The sequence below is a fragment of the Kitasatospora sp. NPDC053308 genome, assembly GCF_055585785.1.
This window is the reverse complement of sequence record NZ_JBVJJY010000003.1, coordinates 139,883-154,674: the sequence shown is the minus strand read 5'-3', so window position 1 is coordinate 154,674 and position 14,792 is coordinate 139,883. Positions and strand designations below refer to the sequence as shown.

Sequence of the window (14,792 nt, the reverse complement as noted above, 5' to 3'; positions counted from 1 at the left end):
CTCCCCCGCCCGACCGGCGGGGTGGTGTCGCGGAGGAGGTAGCCTCGTTGACACGCCGGCGACAACGCCTGATGGTCTGTTACCTGCTCTGGATGGTGCTGTTCATCGGCATCTACTACACCAACCCGGGCCAGCGGATCATCTGGTGGACGGGCATCGGCCTCGGTGGCGTCGCCGCCATCGTGCTCGGCGTCCGCCTCAACCGACCCGCGCACGCGCGCTTCTGGTACCTGCTGGCACTCGCCAACCTGAGCTTCACCGCGGGCGAGGTGGTGCAGGCCATCCAGCTGGACATCCTGCACCTGGACAACCCCTTCCCCTCCATCGCGGACGGCTTCTACCTCGCCGAGTTCGTGCTGTACGCGGCCGGCGTGCTCGGCTTCATCCGCTGGCGCACGGCCCATCAGGACCGCGCCGGGCTGCTCGACGCGCTGATCCTCACCATCGGCCTGGCCCTGCTCTCCTGGATCTACCTGATCCTCCCGTACACCCGCAGCCCCGACCTCACCTGGTTCCAGCGGGCCGTCTCGATCGCCTACCCGCTCGGCGACGTGGTCGTCCTCGCCCTGCTGCTGCGCCTGCTGACCCCCCGCGGCGGCAACTCCCGCTCCCTGCAGCTGCTCACCATCGGCACCGTCGGCCTGCTCGTCTCCGACGTGCTGTACGGGCTGATCCAGCTGCACGGCACCTGGCGCATCGGCACGCCCGTCGAACTCGGCTGGGCCGCCTTCTACACCGCCTGGGGCGCCGCCGCGCTGCACCCGTCCATGGTCGAGCTGACCAAGCCCGTCCCCACCCAGCAGCCGGACCTCAGCACCGCCCGGCTGGTCCTGCTGACCCTCGCCTCGCTGATCGCCCCGGCGATCCTGATCATCGAGTCGCTGGACGGGAACACCGACAACGCCGGCGTCATCGGCGCCTTCTCCGCCCTCCTCTACCTGCTGGTGCTCGCCCGCCTGGCCGTGGTGGTCTCCGCCCGCAGACAGGCCATCGCCCGCGAACGGGCGCTGCGCGAGGCCGGCGGCCGGCTCACCTCGGCCGTCACCGTCGAGGAGGTCGCGGACGCCGTCCAGTCCGCCGCCTCCACGCTGATGCCCGCCGAACCCGGACACGTCGCCCTGCTCGCCGTCGCCGAGGCCGGCGTGCTGCACGTCCGGCACGCCGAACACGGCTCCGCCGCGCACCGGCTGGGCACCGCCTCCGACTCCGACCAGGTCCTGGCCCTCGCCGGGTACCGGGAGAGCCGGCTGCTGCCCGTCTCCTCCGTCGACCTGCCCGCGCACGAGCTCACCGGGCACCTCGACGGCATGCCGTACGCCCTGATCTGCCCGCTCACCCTCGCCGAACGCCCCTCCGGCGACCCCCTGATCGGCGCGCTCATCGTCACCGGCACCGAACAGGAACTGGCCAGCCTCTGGAGCTCCCTCGAGATCCTCGCCGCGCAGGCCGCCCTCGCCGTCGAACGGGTCGTACTGAGCCAGGAGGTCGCCCGCCACGACAGCGAGCTCTACTTCCGCACGCTCGTCCAGAACGCCAGCGACGTCATCCTGATCCTCGACGCCGACGACCGCGTCCGCTACGCCTCCCCCTCCGCCGAGTCCGTCCTCGGCCACCCCGCCCTCGCGGGCACCCAGCTCACCGACCTCGTCCCGCCCGAGGACAGCCGCGAGGTCGGCCGGGCGCTGGCCAGGATGCGCGGAGCGGCGGCCCCGCCGCCCGGCGGGCAGCCCAGCGAACAGCCGCGCGAACAGCCCAGGGAGCAGCCGCGCGAGCACTGGCGGCTGCTGCGCCCGGACCGCACCCCGATCGAGGCCGAGGTCCGCTTCAACGACCTGCGCGCCGACCCGACCGTCGGCGCCCTGGTGCTCACCCTGCGCGACGTCACCGAGCAGCGCCAGATGGAGCGCGAACTGACCCACCGGGCCTTCCACGACTCGCTCACCGGCCTCGCCAACCGGGTGCTGTTCCAGGACCGCGTCGGGCACGCGCTCACCCGCGGCGAACGCAGCGGATCCGTCACCGGGGTGCTCTTCATCGACCTGGACGACTTCAAGGTGGTCAACGACACCCAGGGCCACGCCGTCGGCGACGAACTGCTGGTCGCCGTCTCGCTGCGGATCTCCACCGCGCTGCGTTCCTCCGACACCGCCGCCCGGCTCGGCGGGGACGAGTTCGCGGTGCTGGTGGAGGACGCGACGCTGCCCTCCGACGTGGACACCATCGCGGCCGGGGTGCTGGAGGTGTTCGCCGAACCGTTCAAGCTCAAGGCGGGCGCGGTCCGGGTGAGCGCCAGCATCGGCGTGGCCACCACCGAGGACAGCGTCGACGCCGCCGAACTCCTCACCCACGCCGACCTGGCGCTCTACTCCGCCAAGGCGGCCGGCCGCCGCCAGTGGTGCCACTACCGGCCGGCCCTGCAGGCCGGACTGGTGGAACGGCACGAGTTGAACGAGCACCTCGACTCGGCGATCGCGGAATCGGCGTTCCAGCTGTACTACCAGCCGATCGTCGACCTGCAGACGGGCGACCTGGTCGCCTTCGAGGCCCTGGTCCGCTGGCCGCACGACCGGCGCGGCATGGTCCTGCCCGACGAGTTCATCGCCCTCGCCGAGGAGAGCGGCCAGATCGTCCCGCTCGGCGCCTGGGTCCTCGAACGCGCCGCCCAGGAAGCCGCCGCCTGGCACGCCGCCAGCTCCACCGCCCGCGCGAGCACCGGCCGGCCCCCGCTGCGGGTCAACGTCAACGTCTCCGCCCGCCAGTTCCGCGACGCCGGGTTCGTCGACGTCGTCCGGCACGCCATCGCCACCTCGGGCATCGACCCGCGCACCCTCGTCCTGGAACTCACCGAATCCGTCCTGATGCGGCACGACGACCGCATCCACGCCGACATGGCCACCCTCTCCGGCCTCGGCGTCGGCATCGCCATCGACGACTTCGGCACCGGGTACTCCTCGCTCTCCTACCTGCGGGAGTTCCCGATCTCCCTGCTGAAGATCGACAAGTCCTTCATCGACGGCCTCGGCCACTCCCCCCAGCAGTACGCCCTCGTCGAGGGCATCGCCCGGATCGCCGACACCCTGGGCGTCCAGGTCATCGCCGAGGGCATCGAGCACCCCGAACAGCGCGACCTCCTCGCCGCCATGGGCTGCCCCCTCGGCCAGGGCTACCTCTTCGCCCACCCCATGGACTCTCCCCACGCCCGGACCCTGGTCCGCAACACGACGTACGAACCGGCCTGAGCGCCGCCCCGCACGACCCTGCCCCTCCGCCCCCTTCCCCTCAGCGCAGGGCTCCGGACAGCACCGTCGACAGCGCCGACGTCGGCACCGCGTGGCCGCCACCCGGACGCCACTCCCGCCCCGCGCCCCGCACACTCCCGAGCCCCGCCCCCCTACCCCTCCACGCGCAGCGCTCTCGACAGCACCGTCAACAGCGCCAACGTCGGCATCGCGTGGCCGGCCTCGATGGTGCGGAGGTGGGTCTCGGGGAGGCCCGAGCGGGTGGCGAGTTCGGCCACGGTGAGGCCGAGGGCGGTGCGGCGGTCGCGGACGGCGCGGGCCAGGGCCTGCGCCGGGTCGCCGTCCGGATGGGCGGGGAAGTCCTCGATCAGGGGGCGCGCGTAGTCCACCGGGGTCTCCTCTTCGTCCTGTGGGGGCGCACAGTTTGACACGCCGTCAGCACGGCTGAGACCAAGGGGCGGTCAAGAATCCTTGACCGCCCCTTGGCTCCCGGCGGGTCGAAGCCCGTACCGCCCCCGCGCGCTCAGGGGTTGGCGCGGATCAGGTCGAGCAGGCCCGGGAAGCGCTTGTCGAGGTCCTCGCGACGGAGGGTGGCCGCGCGGCTGTTGCCGCGGTCCACCTGCTGGACCAGACCGGCCTCGCGCAGGACGCGGAAGTGGTGCGTGATCGTGGACTTGGAGACGGGCAGATTGAAGGAGGCGCAGGTGCGCGCCGCGCCCTCGGCCTCCCGCAGCAGGGCTGAGATCACGCCGTACCGGAGCGGATCGGCGAGCGCGTTCAGGACCGTCCGCAGGTCCATCTCTTCGATCAGGGGGTGGCCTTCAGGGTCGGGCATCGGATCCTCCATCCACAGCCATCCTCAGGTATGGGTTGCATCGTACCTCGCCCCCATGGCACCTTAAGGTTCGAAAAATTCCTTACCTGGCCGTTCCGCGGCCGGGCCGAGCCTGGAGTTGTGCCCCATGAGTACGCAGACCACGTCGTCTGCCACGCCTCCGGTGGTGACGGACGGGCAGCAGCCCGGCCGTTCGCTGACCCTGGCCGCGGTTCTCCTCGCTGTGTTCGTCGTGCCCATGTCCATCTCCGGCACGGCGGTCGCCCTCCCCGACATCGGCACCAGCACCCACGCCGACCTCGCCCCGCTCCAGTGGGTGGTGAACGCCTTCAACGTGGCGTTCGCCTGCTTCACCCTCGTCTGGGGCTCGATCGCCGACGTCATCGGCCGGGTCAAGGCCTTCGCCGCCGGCGTCGCCGTCTACGCCGTCGCCTCCCTCGCCAGCGCCGTCGCCACCGACGTCATCTGGCTGGACGCCGCCCGCGCCCTCACCGGCATCGGCGGCGCCGCGATCTTCTCCTGCGGCGCGGCGATCGTCTCCACCGTCTTCGACGGCCCCGCTCGCGCCAAGGCCTTCGCGCTGTTCGGCACCATCGCCGGCATCGGCGTCGCCATCGGCCCGTCGCTGGCCGGCGCGCTGGTGCAGGGCCTCGGCTGGCGCTGGGTGTTCGCGGTGCACGCCGTCGCCCTCGCCCTCGTGCTCCTCGCGGTGCCCGCGATCTCCCGCGCCATGCCCTCCGACAGCGGCAGCGGCGGACGGATCGACGTCCCCGGCAGCGCGCTGTTCGTGGTCGCCATGGTGCTGCTCACCACCGCCATCGTGCAGGGCTCGCAGTGGGGTTGGGGCAGCGTCGGGGTGATCGGCCTGTTCGTCGGCGCGATCGTCGTGCTGGCCGTGTTCGCCGCCGTCGAGAACCGCAGCGCGCACCCCATGCTCGACCTGAGCGTGCTGCGCAACCGCCGCTTCGTCGGCCTGTGCCTCGTCCCGGTCGCCGCCTCCTTCGGCTTCGTCACCATGCTCACCTACCTGCCGAGCTACCTGACCGCCGTCACCGGCCGCGACACCGGCGCCGCCGGCCTGCTGATGCTGCTGCTCACCGCCCCGGTGCTGGTCTTCCCGATGCTCGCCGCCAAGCTGGTCACCCGCGGCGTCCCGGCGCTCACCCTGATCTACGTCAGCCTGGTCTGCCTGGTCCTCGGCGACGTCGCCCTCACCCTGCTCTCCCCCTCCGTCACCGTCCTGGCGCTCGCCGCGCCGATGCTGATCACCGGCGCCGGCATGGGCCTGTCGGCCGGCCTGGTCGACGGCCAGGCGCTGGAACTGGTCGACCCCGCCAAGGCGGGCATGGCGGCCGGCTTCCTCAACACGCTGCGCCTGGGCAGCGAGGCCGTCGCCGTGGCGGTGTACGGCTCCGCGCTGGCGACCGTGCTCGGCACCCGCATCACCGACGGCATCGGCGCCCACGAGGGCGCCTCGCAGGCGGACAAGGTCGCCGACCAGGCGGCCGGCGGCGACCTCTCCGGTGCGGCCGACCTCTCCGGCGCCACCGACCACAAGGGCTTCGTGGACTTCCTGGCCAACGCCTACGACTCGGCCTTCCACTCCGTCCTGTGGGGCCTGGCGGCCGTCGGCGTGGTGCTGTTCGTCGTGATCGCGGCCCTGCTGCGCGGCGGCGGGCAGAAGGCCCAGGCCTGACCGGGCCCCCTGGACCACGGCCGCGAGGCCGTTCCGAGACGCGGGAGGGCGGCTACCCCCGGGCCGCCCTCCCGCACCACCCCGCCCCACCCCGAGACCGGGCCCGGCGCCGCACCCCCCAGCGGCACCGGGCCCTCACCATGCGCCGCCCGCCATGCGCGGAGCTCATGGGAGCCGGACATGAGGCCCGCTCATGGGGCCGACTCATGAGCGCGGCTCATGGGGCGTGGCACATGAGCGTGGCTCATAGGGCGTGGCGCATGAGCGTGGCTCATGAGGCCGGCAGCCGATGAACGACGCTCATGTGCCCGCCTCATGAAAGTTGTTCATGCGCCCCCGCGAGCGTCACTCGTGCCCGCCCCGGCCCGGCCCATGAGCCCCGTTCAGGTCGCCGCCCATGAGCCCGGCTCATCCGGGCCGCCGCTGATGAGCCCCGCCCATCCGGCCCGCCCATGAGCCCCACGCATGAGCCGGCCCCATGAGCCCCACGCATGACCCAGCGCTTCCCACCCGCCCCGAAAGGACCCCGTACCCATGGACCCCGCCACCGCCACCCGAGCCCGAGTCGTCGTCGTCGGGGGCGGCCCCGTGGGCATGCTCGTCGCCGCCGAGCTGGGCCACCACGGCATCGCCACCGTCGTCCTGGAGACGAACCCCCGGACCGTCGACCAGCCCAAGGCCGGCACCCTGCACGCCCGTACCGTCCAGGGCCTGGCCCGTCGCGGTCACCTGCGCTCCCAGCCGGCCACCGAGAACGGCCTCGCCCGGCCGAACGCCGACGCCTTCCACTTCGCGGGCATGCCGGGCCTGGTGATCACCGCCCCCGGCACCGAGCCCGCGCCCATCTACGGCCGCTCCCAGGCGGACCTGGAACGGGACTTCGAGGCCCGGGCCCGCGCCCGCGGCGTCACCGTCCTGCGCGGCCACAGCGTCACGGACGTGGTCCAGGGCCCGGACGCCGTCGAGGTGACCGCCGAAGGCCCGGACGGCGTCCGGCGGTTCACCGCCGAGTACGTGGTCGGCGCGGACGGCGCCCGCAGCACCGTGCGCGAGCTGCTCGGCTTCGCGTCGGAGACCCACCCGGCGACCGTCTCCGCCCTGCTCGGCCTGGTCCGGCTCACCGACCCCTACCGGGTGCCCTCCGGCTGGAACCGCACCCCGCACGGCTGGACCATCGCGGGGGTCAACCCGTACGGGCACAGCCGCTTCTTCACCATCGACTTCCGCGGTCCGCACCGCGACCGGCACGCCCCGCTCACGCTGGGCGAGCTGCGCGCCGAGGCCGAGCGCATCCTCGGCCACCCGGTGCCGATGACCGACCCGGTGTTCTTCTCCAAGTTCAACGACTTCTCCCGGGTGGTGTGCGACTACCGCAAGGGCCGGGTCTTCCTGGCCGGCGACGCCGCCCACGTGCACTTCCCGGTCGGAGGGCAAGGCCTCAACCTGGGCCTGCAGGACGCGCTCAACCTCACCTGGAAGCTCGCCCGCACCCTGGCCGGCACGGCGGGCAAGGACCTGCTGGACACCTACAGCGCCGAGCGCCGCCCGGTCGCCCGCCGGGTGGTCGACAACACCCGCGCCCAACTCGCCCTGATGCGGCCCGATCCGGGCCTGGACCCACTGCGCGACCTGGTCTCCGACCTGCTCGGCGTCGAGGGCGCCAACACCCACCTGGGCAACATGATCAGCGCCCAGGACACCGTCTACCCGGCGCGCACCTCGGACGGCTCCCCCTGGGAGGGCCACTTCCTGCCCAACCTCCCCCTCACCACCCCGGACGGCCCCACCGACGTCATCCGCCTGCTGCTGGACGGCCGCCCGGTGCTGCTCCTGCTGGGCGCCGACGAGGAGGCGCACCGCAAGCAGGCCGAGGGCTGGTCGCACCTGCTGCGGGTGGTCCGCGCCGAGGGCGACCGCAAGCTCCCCTGGGACGCCGTCCTGATCCGCCCGGACGGCTACATCGCCTGGGCCTCCGACGGCGGCCCGCTGGCCGGCACCCTGCGCGAGTGGTTCGGCGAGCCGTGAGCCGGTGAGGCCGGCTTGCCGGCAAGCCGGTAGCAGCTGAGCCGGTGAGCCGGAACCGGTCCCGGCGGACCGGCACGCCGAAGGGCGGGTACGGCCTCCCGTACCCGCCCTTCGCACAAACCCGGCCGGGCCACCCGGCCGCTCCCCGGCCACGTCCTCGGCCTCCTGCCCGGCGGCCCGGTCAGCGGTTCCGGTCAGCGGCCCCGGTCAGCGGCCGCCTACCTGCCCACTACCACCGCACCGGCAGCGAGGTGGGCCGGCGCAGCACCGTCCCGATGTCCCACGGCACGTCCGCCGGCTCGACGGCCAGCGCGAGCGTCGGGAACTCCTGGGCGAGGCGGGTCAGCACGGACACGATCTCCATCCGGGCCAGCGCCGCGCCCATGCAGTGGTGCATGCCGTACCCGAACTGCAGGTGCCGCTTCGCCGGTCGGCGGTCGGGGTCGATCACCAGCGGGTCCGGGAAGACCTCCGGGTCGCGGTTGGCGGCGAAGGCGTCCGGGTAGACGACGCTGCCCTCGGGCACCAGGCCGACGCTGGTCTCCAGGTCCCGGCCGGCGATCCGCGGGAAGGCGGAGATGGTGCCGAGCGGGATGAGCCGGATCAGTTCCTCGGCCAGCCGGGGTGCGATCTCCGGTTCCTCGGCGAGCCGGCGCCACAGCTGCGGGGCGGACAGCAGGGCGTAGAGGGACTTGGTGAGCACGGAGACGATGTTCTGGTCCGCGCCGAGCAGCGAGCCGAAGAAGATGCCGGTCAGCTCGGCGTCGTCCAGGGCGGGTTCGGCGCGGTCGCGGTCGGCCCGGAACTGCTCGATCAGCCCGCCGGACAGCACCGGCCGCGCGCCGGTGACCAGGTCCTGGACGTAGCCGTAGACCCGGTAGAAGTGCTGGACGAGGTCCGGCACGTTCTCGTGCGAGGCGATCTGCACCACCCGCGAGGAGGGCCGGAAGTAGTCGACGTCGTCCAGCGGGACGCCGAGGAAGTGGCAGTTGACGGTGATCGGCACGCGGTCGACCAGGTCGCTGAACAGGTCAGGGGATTCGGCGGCGCGCAGCCGGGCGATCCCCTCCTCGATCACCCGGTCGAGCACGGGGCGCAGCCGCTCCACGCCGTTCGCGCTGTAGTCGGCGGCGACGAAGCCGCGCACTCTGGCGTGGTGCGGGGCGTCCAGGTTGAGCAGCAGTTCCTTGGGCATCACCGTGGGCAGGAAGCTCGGCCCGCCCTCGACGTTGGTCTCGGTGCGGCCGGAGGCCGGGTCGGTGAGCAGCTTGTGGACGTCGGCGTAGCGGGTGAGGTGGACGGCGGAGTGTCCGCTGGGCAGTTCGATCAGCGGCACCCCGTTGGGGCCCGGCTCGGCCAGCGGGAGGAAGGCCGGGACGGGGTCCAGGTGCGGGATGTCCGTGACGCTGGCGGTCGCGGACGGGACAACGGTGGTCATGCGTTCTCCGGTGGGACGTGTCGGGGCGGGTGGCGGAGGTCGTGCTGCTCGTCAGGTGAGCGCGGGCAGCCCGATCAGGCCGGTCAACTCCCGTACGGCCTGGGCGCTGTTGCGGAAGTGCACCGCGCGCCAGCCGCAGCGCCGGGCGGCGACGCAGTTCTCCGGGAGGTCGTCGATGAGCACGCACTCCTCGGCCGTCACCCCCGCCTGCTGCTCGGCGAGCCGGAAGATCTCCGGGTCGGGCTTGCGGAAGCCGACCTTGCAGGAGTCGACGACGCAGTCGACGTCACCGGCGGGTGCCACGATGGCCTGCCAGTACGGCTCCCACTCCTTGACGTTGTTGCTGAGGATGCCGACCCGGAAGCCGTGCTCCTTGGCGTGCCGCACGGTCGCGGTCATCACCGGGTTGGCGCGCACGCCCTCGAACCACTGCTCGCCGAAGCGCTCGAAGCGCGCGCGGGAGAGGTCGATGCCGGGGTTCTTGTCCTCCAGGACGCGGACCATGGCCTGGCCCCACTCGGCCTCGGTGAGCATGGCGAGTTCGATGGGGGCGAGCGGCTCGACGCCGAGTTCGCCGGCGACGGTGCCGAGGGCGGTCTTCAGCTGGCGCGGGGTGATGCCGGTGCGGGCGTGGTACGAGTCGAAGAGGTCGTCCAGCGGCGGCGAGAGCACCCCGCCGAAGTCGAACCAGATCATGGGCTTGGACATGGCGGTGTCTCCTTGCGGTGCCGGTACGCGGTGCCGCGGCCCGGACTGTTCGTGCTGCTCGGACAGTTCGGGCCGCTCGGATGGGCCTGACGGATCGCGCTGCTCAGGCACGTGCCGCGGCATAGGCGAAACGATCCTGCAGGGCCGCGGTGATCGGGCTTGTCCGCTCCAGGTGCACCCGGGCCCGCGCGATCTGCTCCTCCTCCTGCACCATGGTGATCTCGAACGCGACGGTGTCCGCCGCCGGCGACTCCACCACCCGCACGACGCAGTCGGTCGGCAGCTCGAACTCGCCGAAGCGGGTGAACTCCGTCTCCACCCGGGAGAGCAGCAGCCTGCGCGGCGAGAGTCCGAACAGCTCCTGCGCCGCGTACATCGCGGACTGCCGGAAGCCCTCGAAGATCAGCGCGCCCGGGATGTGGTCCAGCGGGTGGTCGAACAGCGCCGGGTTGCCCTGGTCGACGACGACCTGGGTGCGCAGCTCGTGGCCGCCCGCCTCGACCCCGGCGAGCACGACGTTCTGCCCCGAGGCGCGGCCGACGGAGATCGCGGGCACCCGGCGGCCGGTGTGGTGCGGACGGGCCGGGGTCAGGACGAGGGCGGAACGCCCCTTCTCGCGCATCCGGTCCCAGGCGGCCCCCGGCATCCACTGGCAGACGGTGCGCATGGTGGCGGCCTCGTCGCCGTCCACCGAGAGGACCAGGTCGAGGGTGCTGCCGGTGACGACGCCGTCCCGGTGCTTGAGGCCGACCTGGTGGGCCCGGATCTCGGCGTGGCCGGGGCGGGCCCCGATCCGCAGCGCCTCCGGGTCGGTGATGTTGAGTTCGCCGCTGACGAAGATGAACTTGTGGTCCAGCGGCGCGTCGAGGAACGTGTGCGCGGCGTAGATCGACGCCTGACGGAAGACCTCGACCAGCAGCAGCGGGTCGTAGGCGGCCGGCGCGGTGACGTTGTCGCTGTAGTAGCTGTGCACCCGCGGCAGCTGCGCGGCGATGAGGTACTGGTCCTCGGCGACCCGCGCGGAGTCGGTGAGGAAGACCTCACAGATGGCGGCCCGGTGGACGGTGGCGCGCGGGACGGTGTTCGAGTACGTCAGAGTACCGTCGAGGATTGCGGACATGACTGAGCTTCCCCCTTTGTGCTCCTGCATGTAGGTACCCCTCCGATCGGAGGTGCGAGCGTGATCGTACCTCTGTTCGCATCGAAGCTACTGTGGCGTAGGCCACGTGCAAGCGAACAACTGTGTTAAAAGACGGTGTGGACTTTGTTGCCGGGATTGCCCAGGTCAGCGAGCCCGGCCGGACACGGCCGACGGCCCGCCGCCAGGTGTGGCGACGGGCCGTCAGAGGCCGAACCGTCGGCGGCCGGGGCATCGGGGGCGGGCCGTCGGGGGTGGCCGTCAGAGGTCGGGCCGTCAGAGGTCGGGCCGTCGGGGAGCGGGCCGTCGAGCCATCGGGACAACCCGACCGGTCAGCCCGACCGACCGGCCCGACGGATCAGCCCGACGGATCAGCCGAGCGGCAGCTCCAGGCTCGCCTCGCTGCCGCTGTGCGAGCTGATGGTGGTGGTGCTGCCGTCCACGCTCTCGAACGAGTACAGCTCGTCGCGGCTGTTCACGACCAGGACCAGCCGGTGCCCGGACGGCAGGTCGTAGGAGGCCGCCTGCAGGTCCCAGCCGACCTCGGTGTCGACGTTCGGCGCCAGGTCGGAGGCGGTGTACGGCTCGTGGGTGATGATCCGGGCCGTGCCGTCCGGGGCGACGTCGAACAGGTAGGCCACCAGCGTGGTCGCCTCGGCCGTGCTGCGCACCGTGAGCCGCAGCGACGCTGCGCCGCGGATCCGCCGGGCGACGCCGTCCTGGCCGGCCAGCGGTTCGGTGGACCAGACCAGCAACTGCGAGCGGTCGAACTTCGCGAGCTCGTAGCGCCGGGGGTTGCCGAACCACTCCTGCTGCCCGGTCTTGAGCAGCTCGCCCGCGGTGGCCTCCGTCAGGTTGCCGGCGGTGAAGTCCCGCGACCAGCCGGCCGTCGGCTTCTCGACCAGCGCGCCGTCACCGGCGCCGCCGGTGCCCGTCAGGTGCCACGTCTCGCGGCCGGTGGTGATCTCACCCCAGGACGCGTACGACTCGCGCTGCGCCGGAACGGTGATCAGGTTGGTGCCGCCCGGGATGGCGATGGTCCGGTAGGTGAACATCGACTGGTTGACCACCTCCGGCCAGGTCGGCACCTCGTTGTCCACGCCGAGCAGGTGGTGGTCCAGCCAGTCGAAGGCCTCCCGGATCGGCGCGGCCAGCCCTGGGAACGGCAGCCCGGGCACCAGGCCCGCCAGACCGGGGCCCTCGGGCGCACCGTGGTCGCCGATCCACAGGTTCAGGTGCTTGGGCACGGTGAGCGCCTCGAAGGTCTCCACCACCGGGCCGACCGGGAAGAGCGTCTCGTGCCAGGTGTTCGAGAAGAAGGTCCGGACCCCGCGCCGGTTGGTCTCCTCCGTGTACTCCTGCGGGGAGCGTTCGGTGCCCCAGGCCACGACCCGGTCGAGGTTCCGACCGCTGAGGAAGTCCTTGAGGATCCCCTGCGTCTGCTCGTCGAACTTCTTCTCCATCGAACCGCCGGTGAACCCGATCAGCGCCTGGACCGCCGCCAGGTGCCGGGTGCCGTGGTCGTAGAGGCTGGTGGCGAGATTGCCCCAGGTACTCAGCGCGACGACGACCCTGACCCGCTCCGCCGGATCGTGGGCCGCCACCAGCTGGCTGATGCCGGAGCCGTACGACTCGCCGAGGAAGCCGACCGCGCTGGGCTCGAAGTGCTCCTGGGCGAAGTCGATCACCGTCGAGCCGTCGCGCCAGTCCGCCTCGCCGCCGACGTCGATGAAGCCCTGCGAGGTGGACACCCACCCCTCGATGCCGATGCCGCGCGGCGAGTAGGCCAGCACGTGGTAGCCGCGCCGCGCCAGCGTCAGGTACAGGTAGAGGAACGGCAGCCAGCCGTACGGGTTCCACCCGGCGGGCACGATCACCACCGGGTGCGGCACGCCGTCGTTCAGCTTGATGCTGAGCGCCGAGAGCTCGACGCCCTCGGCGACGGCGATGCGGGGCAGCCCGACACTTGCGGCCTGCCGGACTCCCGCGACCAACTCCGCGAGTTCGCTCGGAAGTTGGACGCCGGACTCACCCCGGACGGCCGCCAGCAAGGCCTGGCCCACGGCGACCGCGGACGGATTGACGGTGAAGCCCTCGCCCCAGATGCCGTTGGTGGCGATGTCGGTCAGTGTCGCCTCGGTGATCGACGGGGTCGGATCGGTCATGCGGAATCACCCTCTCGTGAACGGATACCGAAGCTGGTCTCGGCCGTGCGCACACCGACGAAACCGACGATCAAACACCTTCGCCCGATCTGATGGATCACGAACGATCCCGCCCGCCGCCGCCCTCGGCGTGGTAGCGGCGGCCGTCACCGCCCCTCGTGACGGACACCCGTCCGCACGGTCGGCAGTCAGATGACTGATGCCACACGTGCGCCGTGACGGCAACAGTGGAACCGCTGCGCGAGCAGACATGTCGTGTTGAGACCTTGGAGTCGTCCATGAAGTTCCTGTCGAACCCCCTGCCGAAGACGGCCGCGGTCCTCGGCCTCGCCGTGGCCGCGCTGACCGCCGTGTCGGCCGTCCCGGCTTCCGCGACCACCGCCGCCACCGCGGGCTGCACGCGCCCCCTGCGCTTCTACGACGTCCAGGTGCAGGTGGACAACTGCTCGGACGGCTGGGTGTGGATGTCCACCGGCACCCGCTTCAACGGCGCCACCGCGTACGCCAAGACCGCCTCCGGCCAGGTGCGGCAGCTGGAACTGGGGAAGAACCAGGCCGGTGCGGTCAAGTTCGGCGAGCGGATCACGAGCATCCACGTCTGCGGGAACGACAGCGTCGGCTGGTTCCCCCCGGTCCCGTTCCGGCGCTGCTCGTCGGAGGTCGGCCTCTGAGGCCGCCGAGGACGGGAGGCCTGTGAGGTACGGGAGGCCTGTGAGGTACATGAGGCCTGTGAGGACGGTGGCCACGGCGAGGACGGCCTCGCCGCGATGACACCGAGGCGGTCCGCCCGGGGCGCGGGCGGACCGCCACCGCATCACTCATGCGGGTGAGATGCCGTGCTGTCGCCCCGGATCGGTCCACGCCGGTCGGAAGACTGTCCGCGCCGGTGACGACCGACCGAAGACCGACCGACTCGACGACCGACCGACCGACCGAGGACGAACCCATGGCGGAGCAGCTGTACGCGACCCTGAAGACCGACCAGGGCGACATCGAGATCCGGCTGCTGCCGGACCACGCCCCGAAGACCGTCAAGAACTTCGTGGAACTCGCCACCGGCGAACGGGAGTGGATCAACCCGGAGACCGGGCAGCCGACCAACGACAAGCTGTACGACGGCACGGTCTTCCACCGGGTCATCGAGGGCTTCATGATCCAGGGCGGCGACCCCCTGGGCAACGGGACCGGCGGCCCCGGCTACACGTTCGCCGACGAGTTCCACCCCGACCTGGCCTTCACCAAGCCCTACCTGCTGGCCATGGCCAACGCCGGTCCGGGCACCAACGGCTCGCAGTTCTTCATCACCGTCGGGCCGACCGCCTGGCTCACCGGCAAGCACACCATCTTCGGCGAAGTCAGCAGCCCGACCGGCCAGAAGGTCGTCGACGCCATCGCCACCACGGAGACCGACCCCCGCACCGACCGCCCGGTCAAGGACATCGTCCTCGAGTCCGTCGTCATCGAAACCCGCTGACCGCCGACGCGCCCCCACGCGGTACGGGAAGTCGGCCGCACCGACTTCCCGTGCCGAAGTCCCGTACCGAAGTC

11 protein-coding genes are annotated in these 14,792 nt (G+C 72.0%); 5 read left to right on the top strand and 6 right to left on the bottom strand.

Annotation, left to right across the window (positions count from 1 at the left end):
- Nucleotides 1-47 precede the first annotated feature (47 nt).
- On the top strand, nucleotides 48-3,239 hold the full coding sequence (locus ACZ6Y7_RS08705) for a putative bifunctional diguanylate cyclase/phosphodiesterase (protein WP_465757136.1): 3,192 nt from the start codon (nucleotides 48-50) through the stop codon (nucleotides 3,237-3,239).
- 152 nt (nucleotides 3,240-3,391) lie between these two features.
- On the opposite strand, the gene ACZ6Y7_RS08700 is transcribed toward ACZ6Y7_RS08705, so the two are convergent.
- Both ACZ6Y7_RS08700 and ACZ6Y7_RS08695 read right to left on the bottom strand, forming a co-directional pair.
- A complete protein-coding gene (locus ACZ6Y7_RS08700; protein WP_465757135.1) occupies nucleotides 3,392-3,628 on the bottom strand; it encodes a helix-turn-helix domain-containing protein in 237 nt (78 codons plus the stop codon).
- Between the two features lie 134 nt (nucleotides 3,629-3,762).
- Complete coding sequence (locus ACZ6Y7_RS08695; protein WP_465757134.1) at nucleotides 3,763-4,074, bottom strand: ArsR/SmtB family transcription factor; 312 nt, start codon at nucleotides 4,072-4,074, stop codon at nucleotides 3,763-3,765.
- Between the two features lie 127 nt (nucleotides 4,075-4,201).
- Between ACZ6Y7_RS08695 and ACZ6Y7_RS08690 the strand changes: the two genes are divergently transcribed.
- Both ACZ6Y7_RS08690 and ACZ6Y7_RS08685 read left to right on the top strand, forming a co-directional pair.
- Entirely contained in the window at nucleotides 4,202-5,770 is a 1,569-nt protein-coding gene (locus tag ACZ6Y7_RS08690) for an MFS transporter (protein WP_465757133.1), read from the top strand.
- Nucleotides 5,771-6,304: 534 nt separating this feature from the next.
- Nucleotides 6,305-7,795 carry an FAD-dependent monooxygenase gene (locus ACZ6Y7_RS08685; protein WP_465757132.1) on the top strand — a complete coding sequence of 497 codons (1,491 nt, stop codon included), beginning with the start codon at nucleotides 6,305-6,307 and terminating at the stop codon, nucleotides 7,793-7,795.
- Between the two features lie 229 nt (nucleotides 7,796-8,024).
- On the opposite strand, the gene ACZ6Y7_RS08680 is transcribed toward ACZ6Y7_RS08685, so the two are convergent.
- The 4 genes from ACZ6Y7_RS08680 to ACZ6Y7_RS08665 form a co-directional block, all read right to left on the bottom strand.
- A complete protein-coding gene (locus ACZ6Y7_RS08680; protein ID WP_465757131.1) occupies nucleotides 8,025-9,233 on the bottom strand; it encodes a cytochrome P450 in 1,209 nt (402 codons plus the stop codon).
- A gap of 51 nt (nucleotides 9,234-9,284) precedes the next feature.
- Nucleotides 9,285-9,941: an HAD family hydrolase gene (locus ACZ6Y7_RS08675; protein WP_465757130.1), complete on the bottom strand. Its 657-nt coding sequence runs from the start codon at nucleotides 9,939-9,941 to the stop codon at nucleotides 9,285-9,287.
- Nucleotides 9,942-10,044: 103 nt separating this feature from the next.
- The gene (locus ACZ6Y7_RS08670; protein ID WP_465757129.1) at nucleotides 10,045-11,061 is read right to left on the bottom strand and encodes a ScbA/BarX family gamma-butyrolactone biosynthesis protein; all 1,017 of its coding nucleotides are present in this window, start codon (nucleotides 11,059-11,061) and stop codon (nucleotides 10,045-10,047) included.
- 389 nt (nucleotides 11,062-11,450) lie between these two features.
- Nucleotides 11,451-13,244, bottom strand: a complete 1,794-nt coding sequence (locus tag ACZ6Y7_RS08665) for a CocE/NonD family hydrolase C-terminal non-catalytic domain-containing protein (protein WP_465757128.1) — start codon at nucleotides 13,242-13,244, stop codon at nucleotides 11,451-11,453.
- Nucleotides 13,245-13,522: 278 nt separating this feature from the next.
- Here ACZ6Y7_RS08665 and ACZ6Y7_RS08660 point away from each other — a divergent pair, with 278 nt between their 5' ends.
- Both ACZ6Y7_RS08660 and ACZ6Y7_RS08655 read left to right on the top strand, forming a co-directional pair.
- Nucleotides 13,523-13,915, top strand: coding sequence for a hypothetical protein (locus tag ACZ6Y7_RS08660; protein ID WP_465757127.1), 393 nt, complete (start codon nucleotides 13,523-13,525; stop codon nucleotides 13,913-13,915).
- Between the two features lie 275 nt (nucleotides 13,916-14,190).
- Entirely contained in the window at nucleotides 14,191-14,718 is a 528-nt protein-coding gene (locus ACZ6Y7_RS08655) for a peptidylprolyl isomerase (protein WP_465757126.1), read from the top strand.
- Nucleotides 14,719-14,792: the final 74 nt, after the last annotated feature.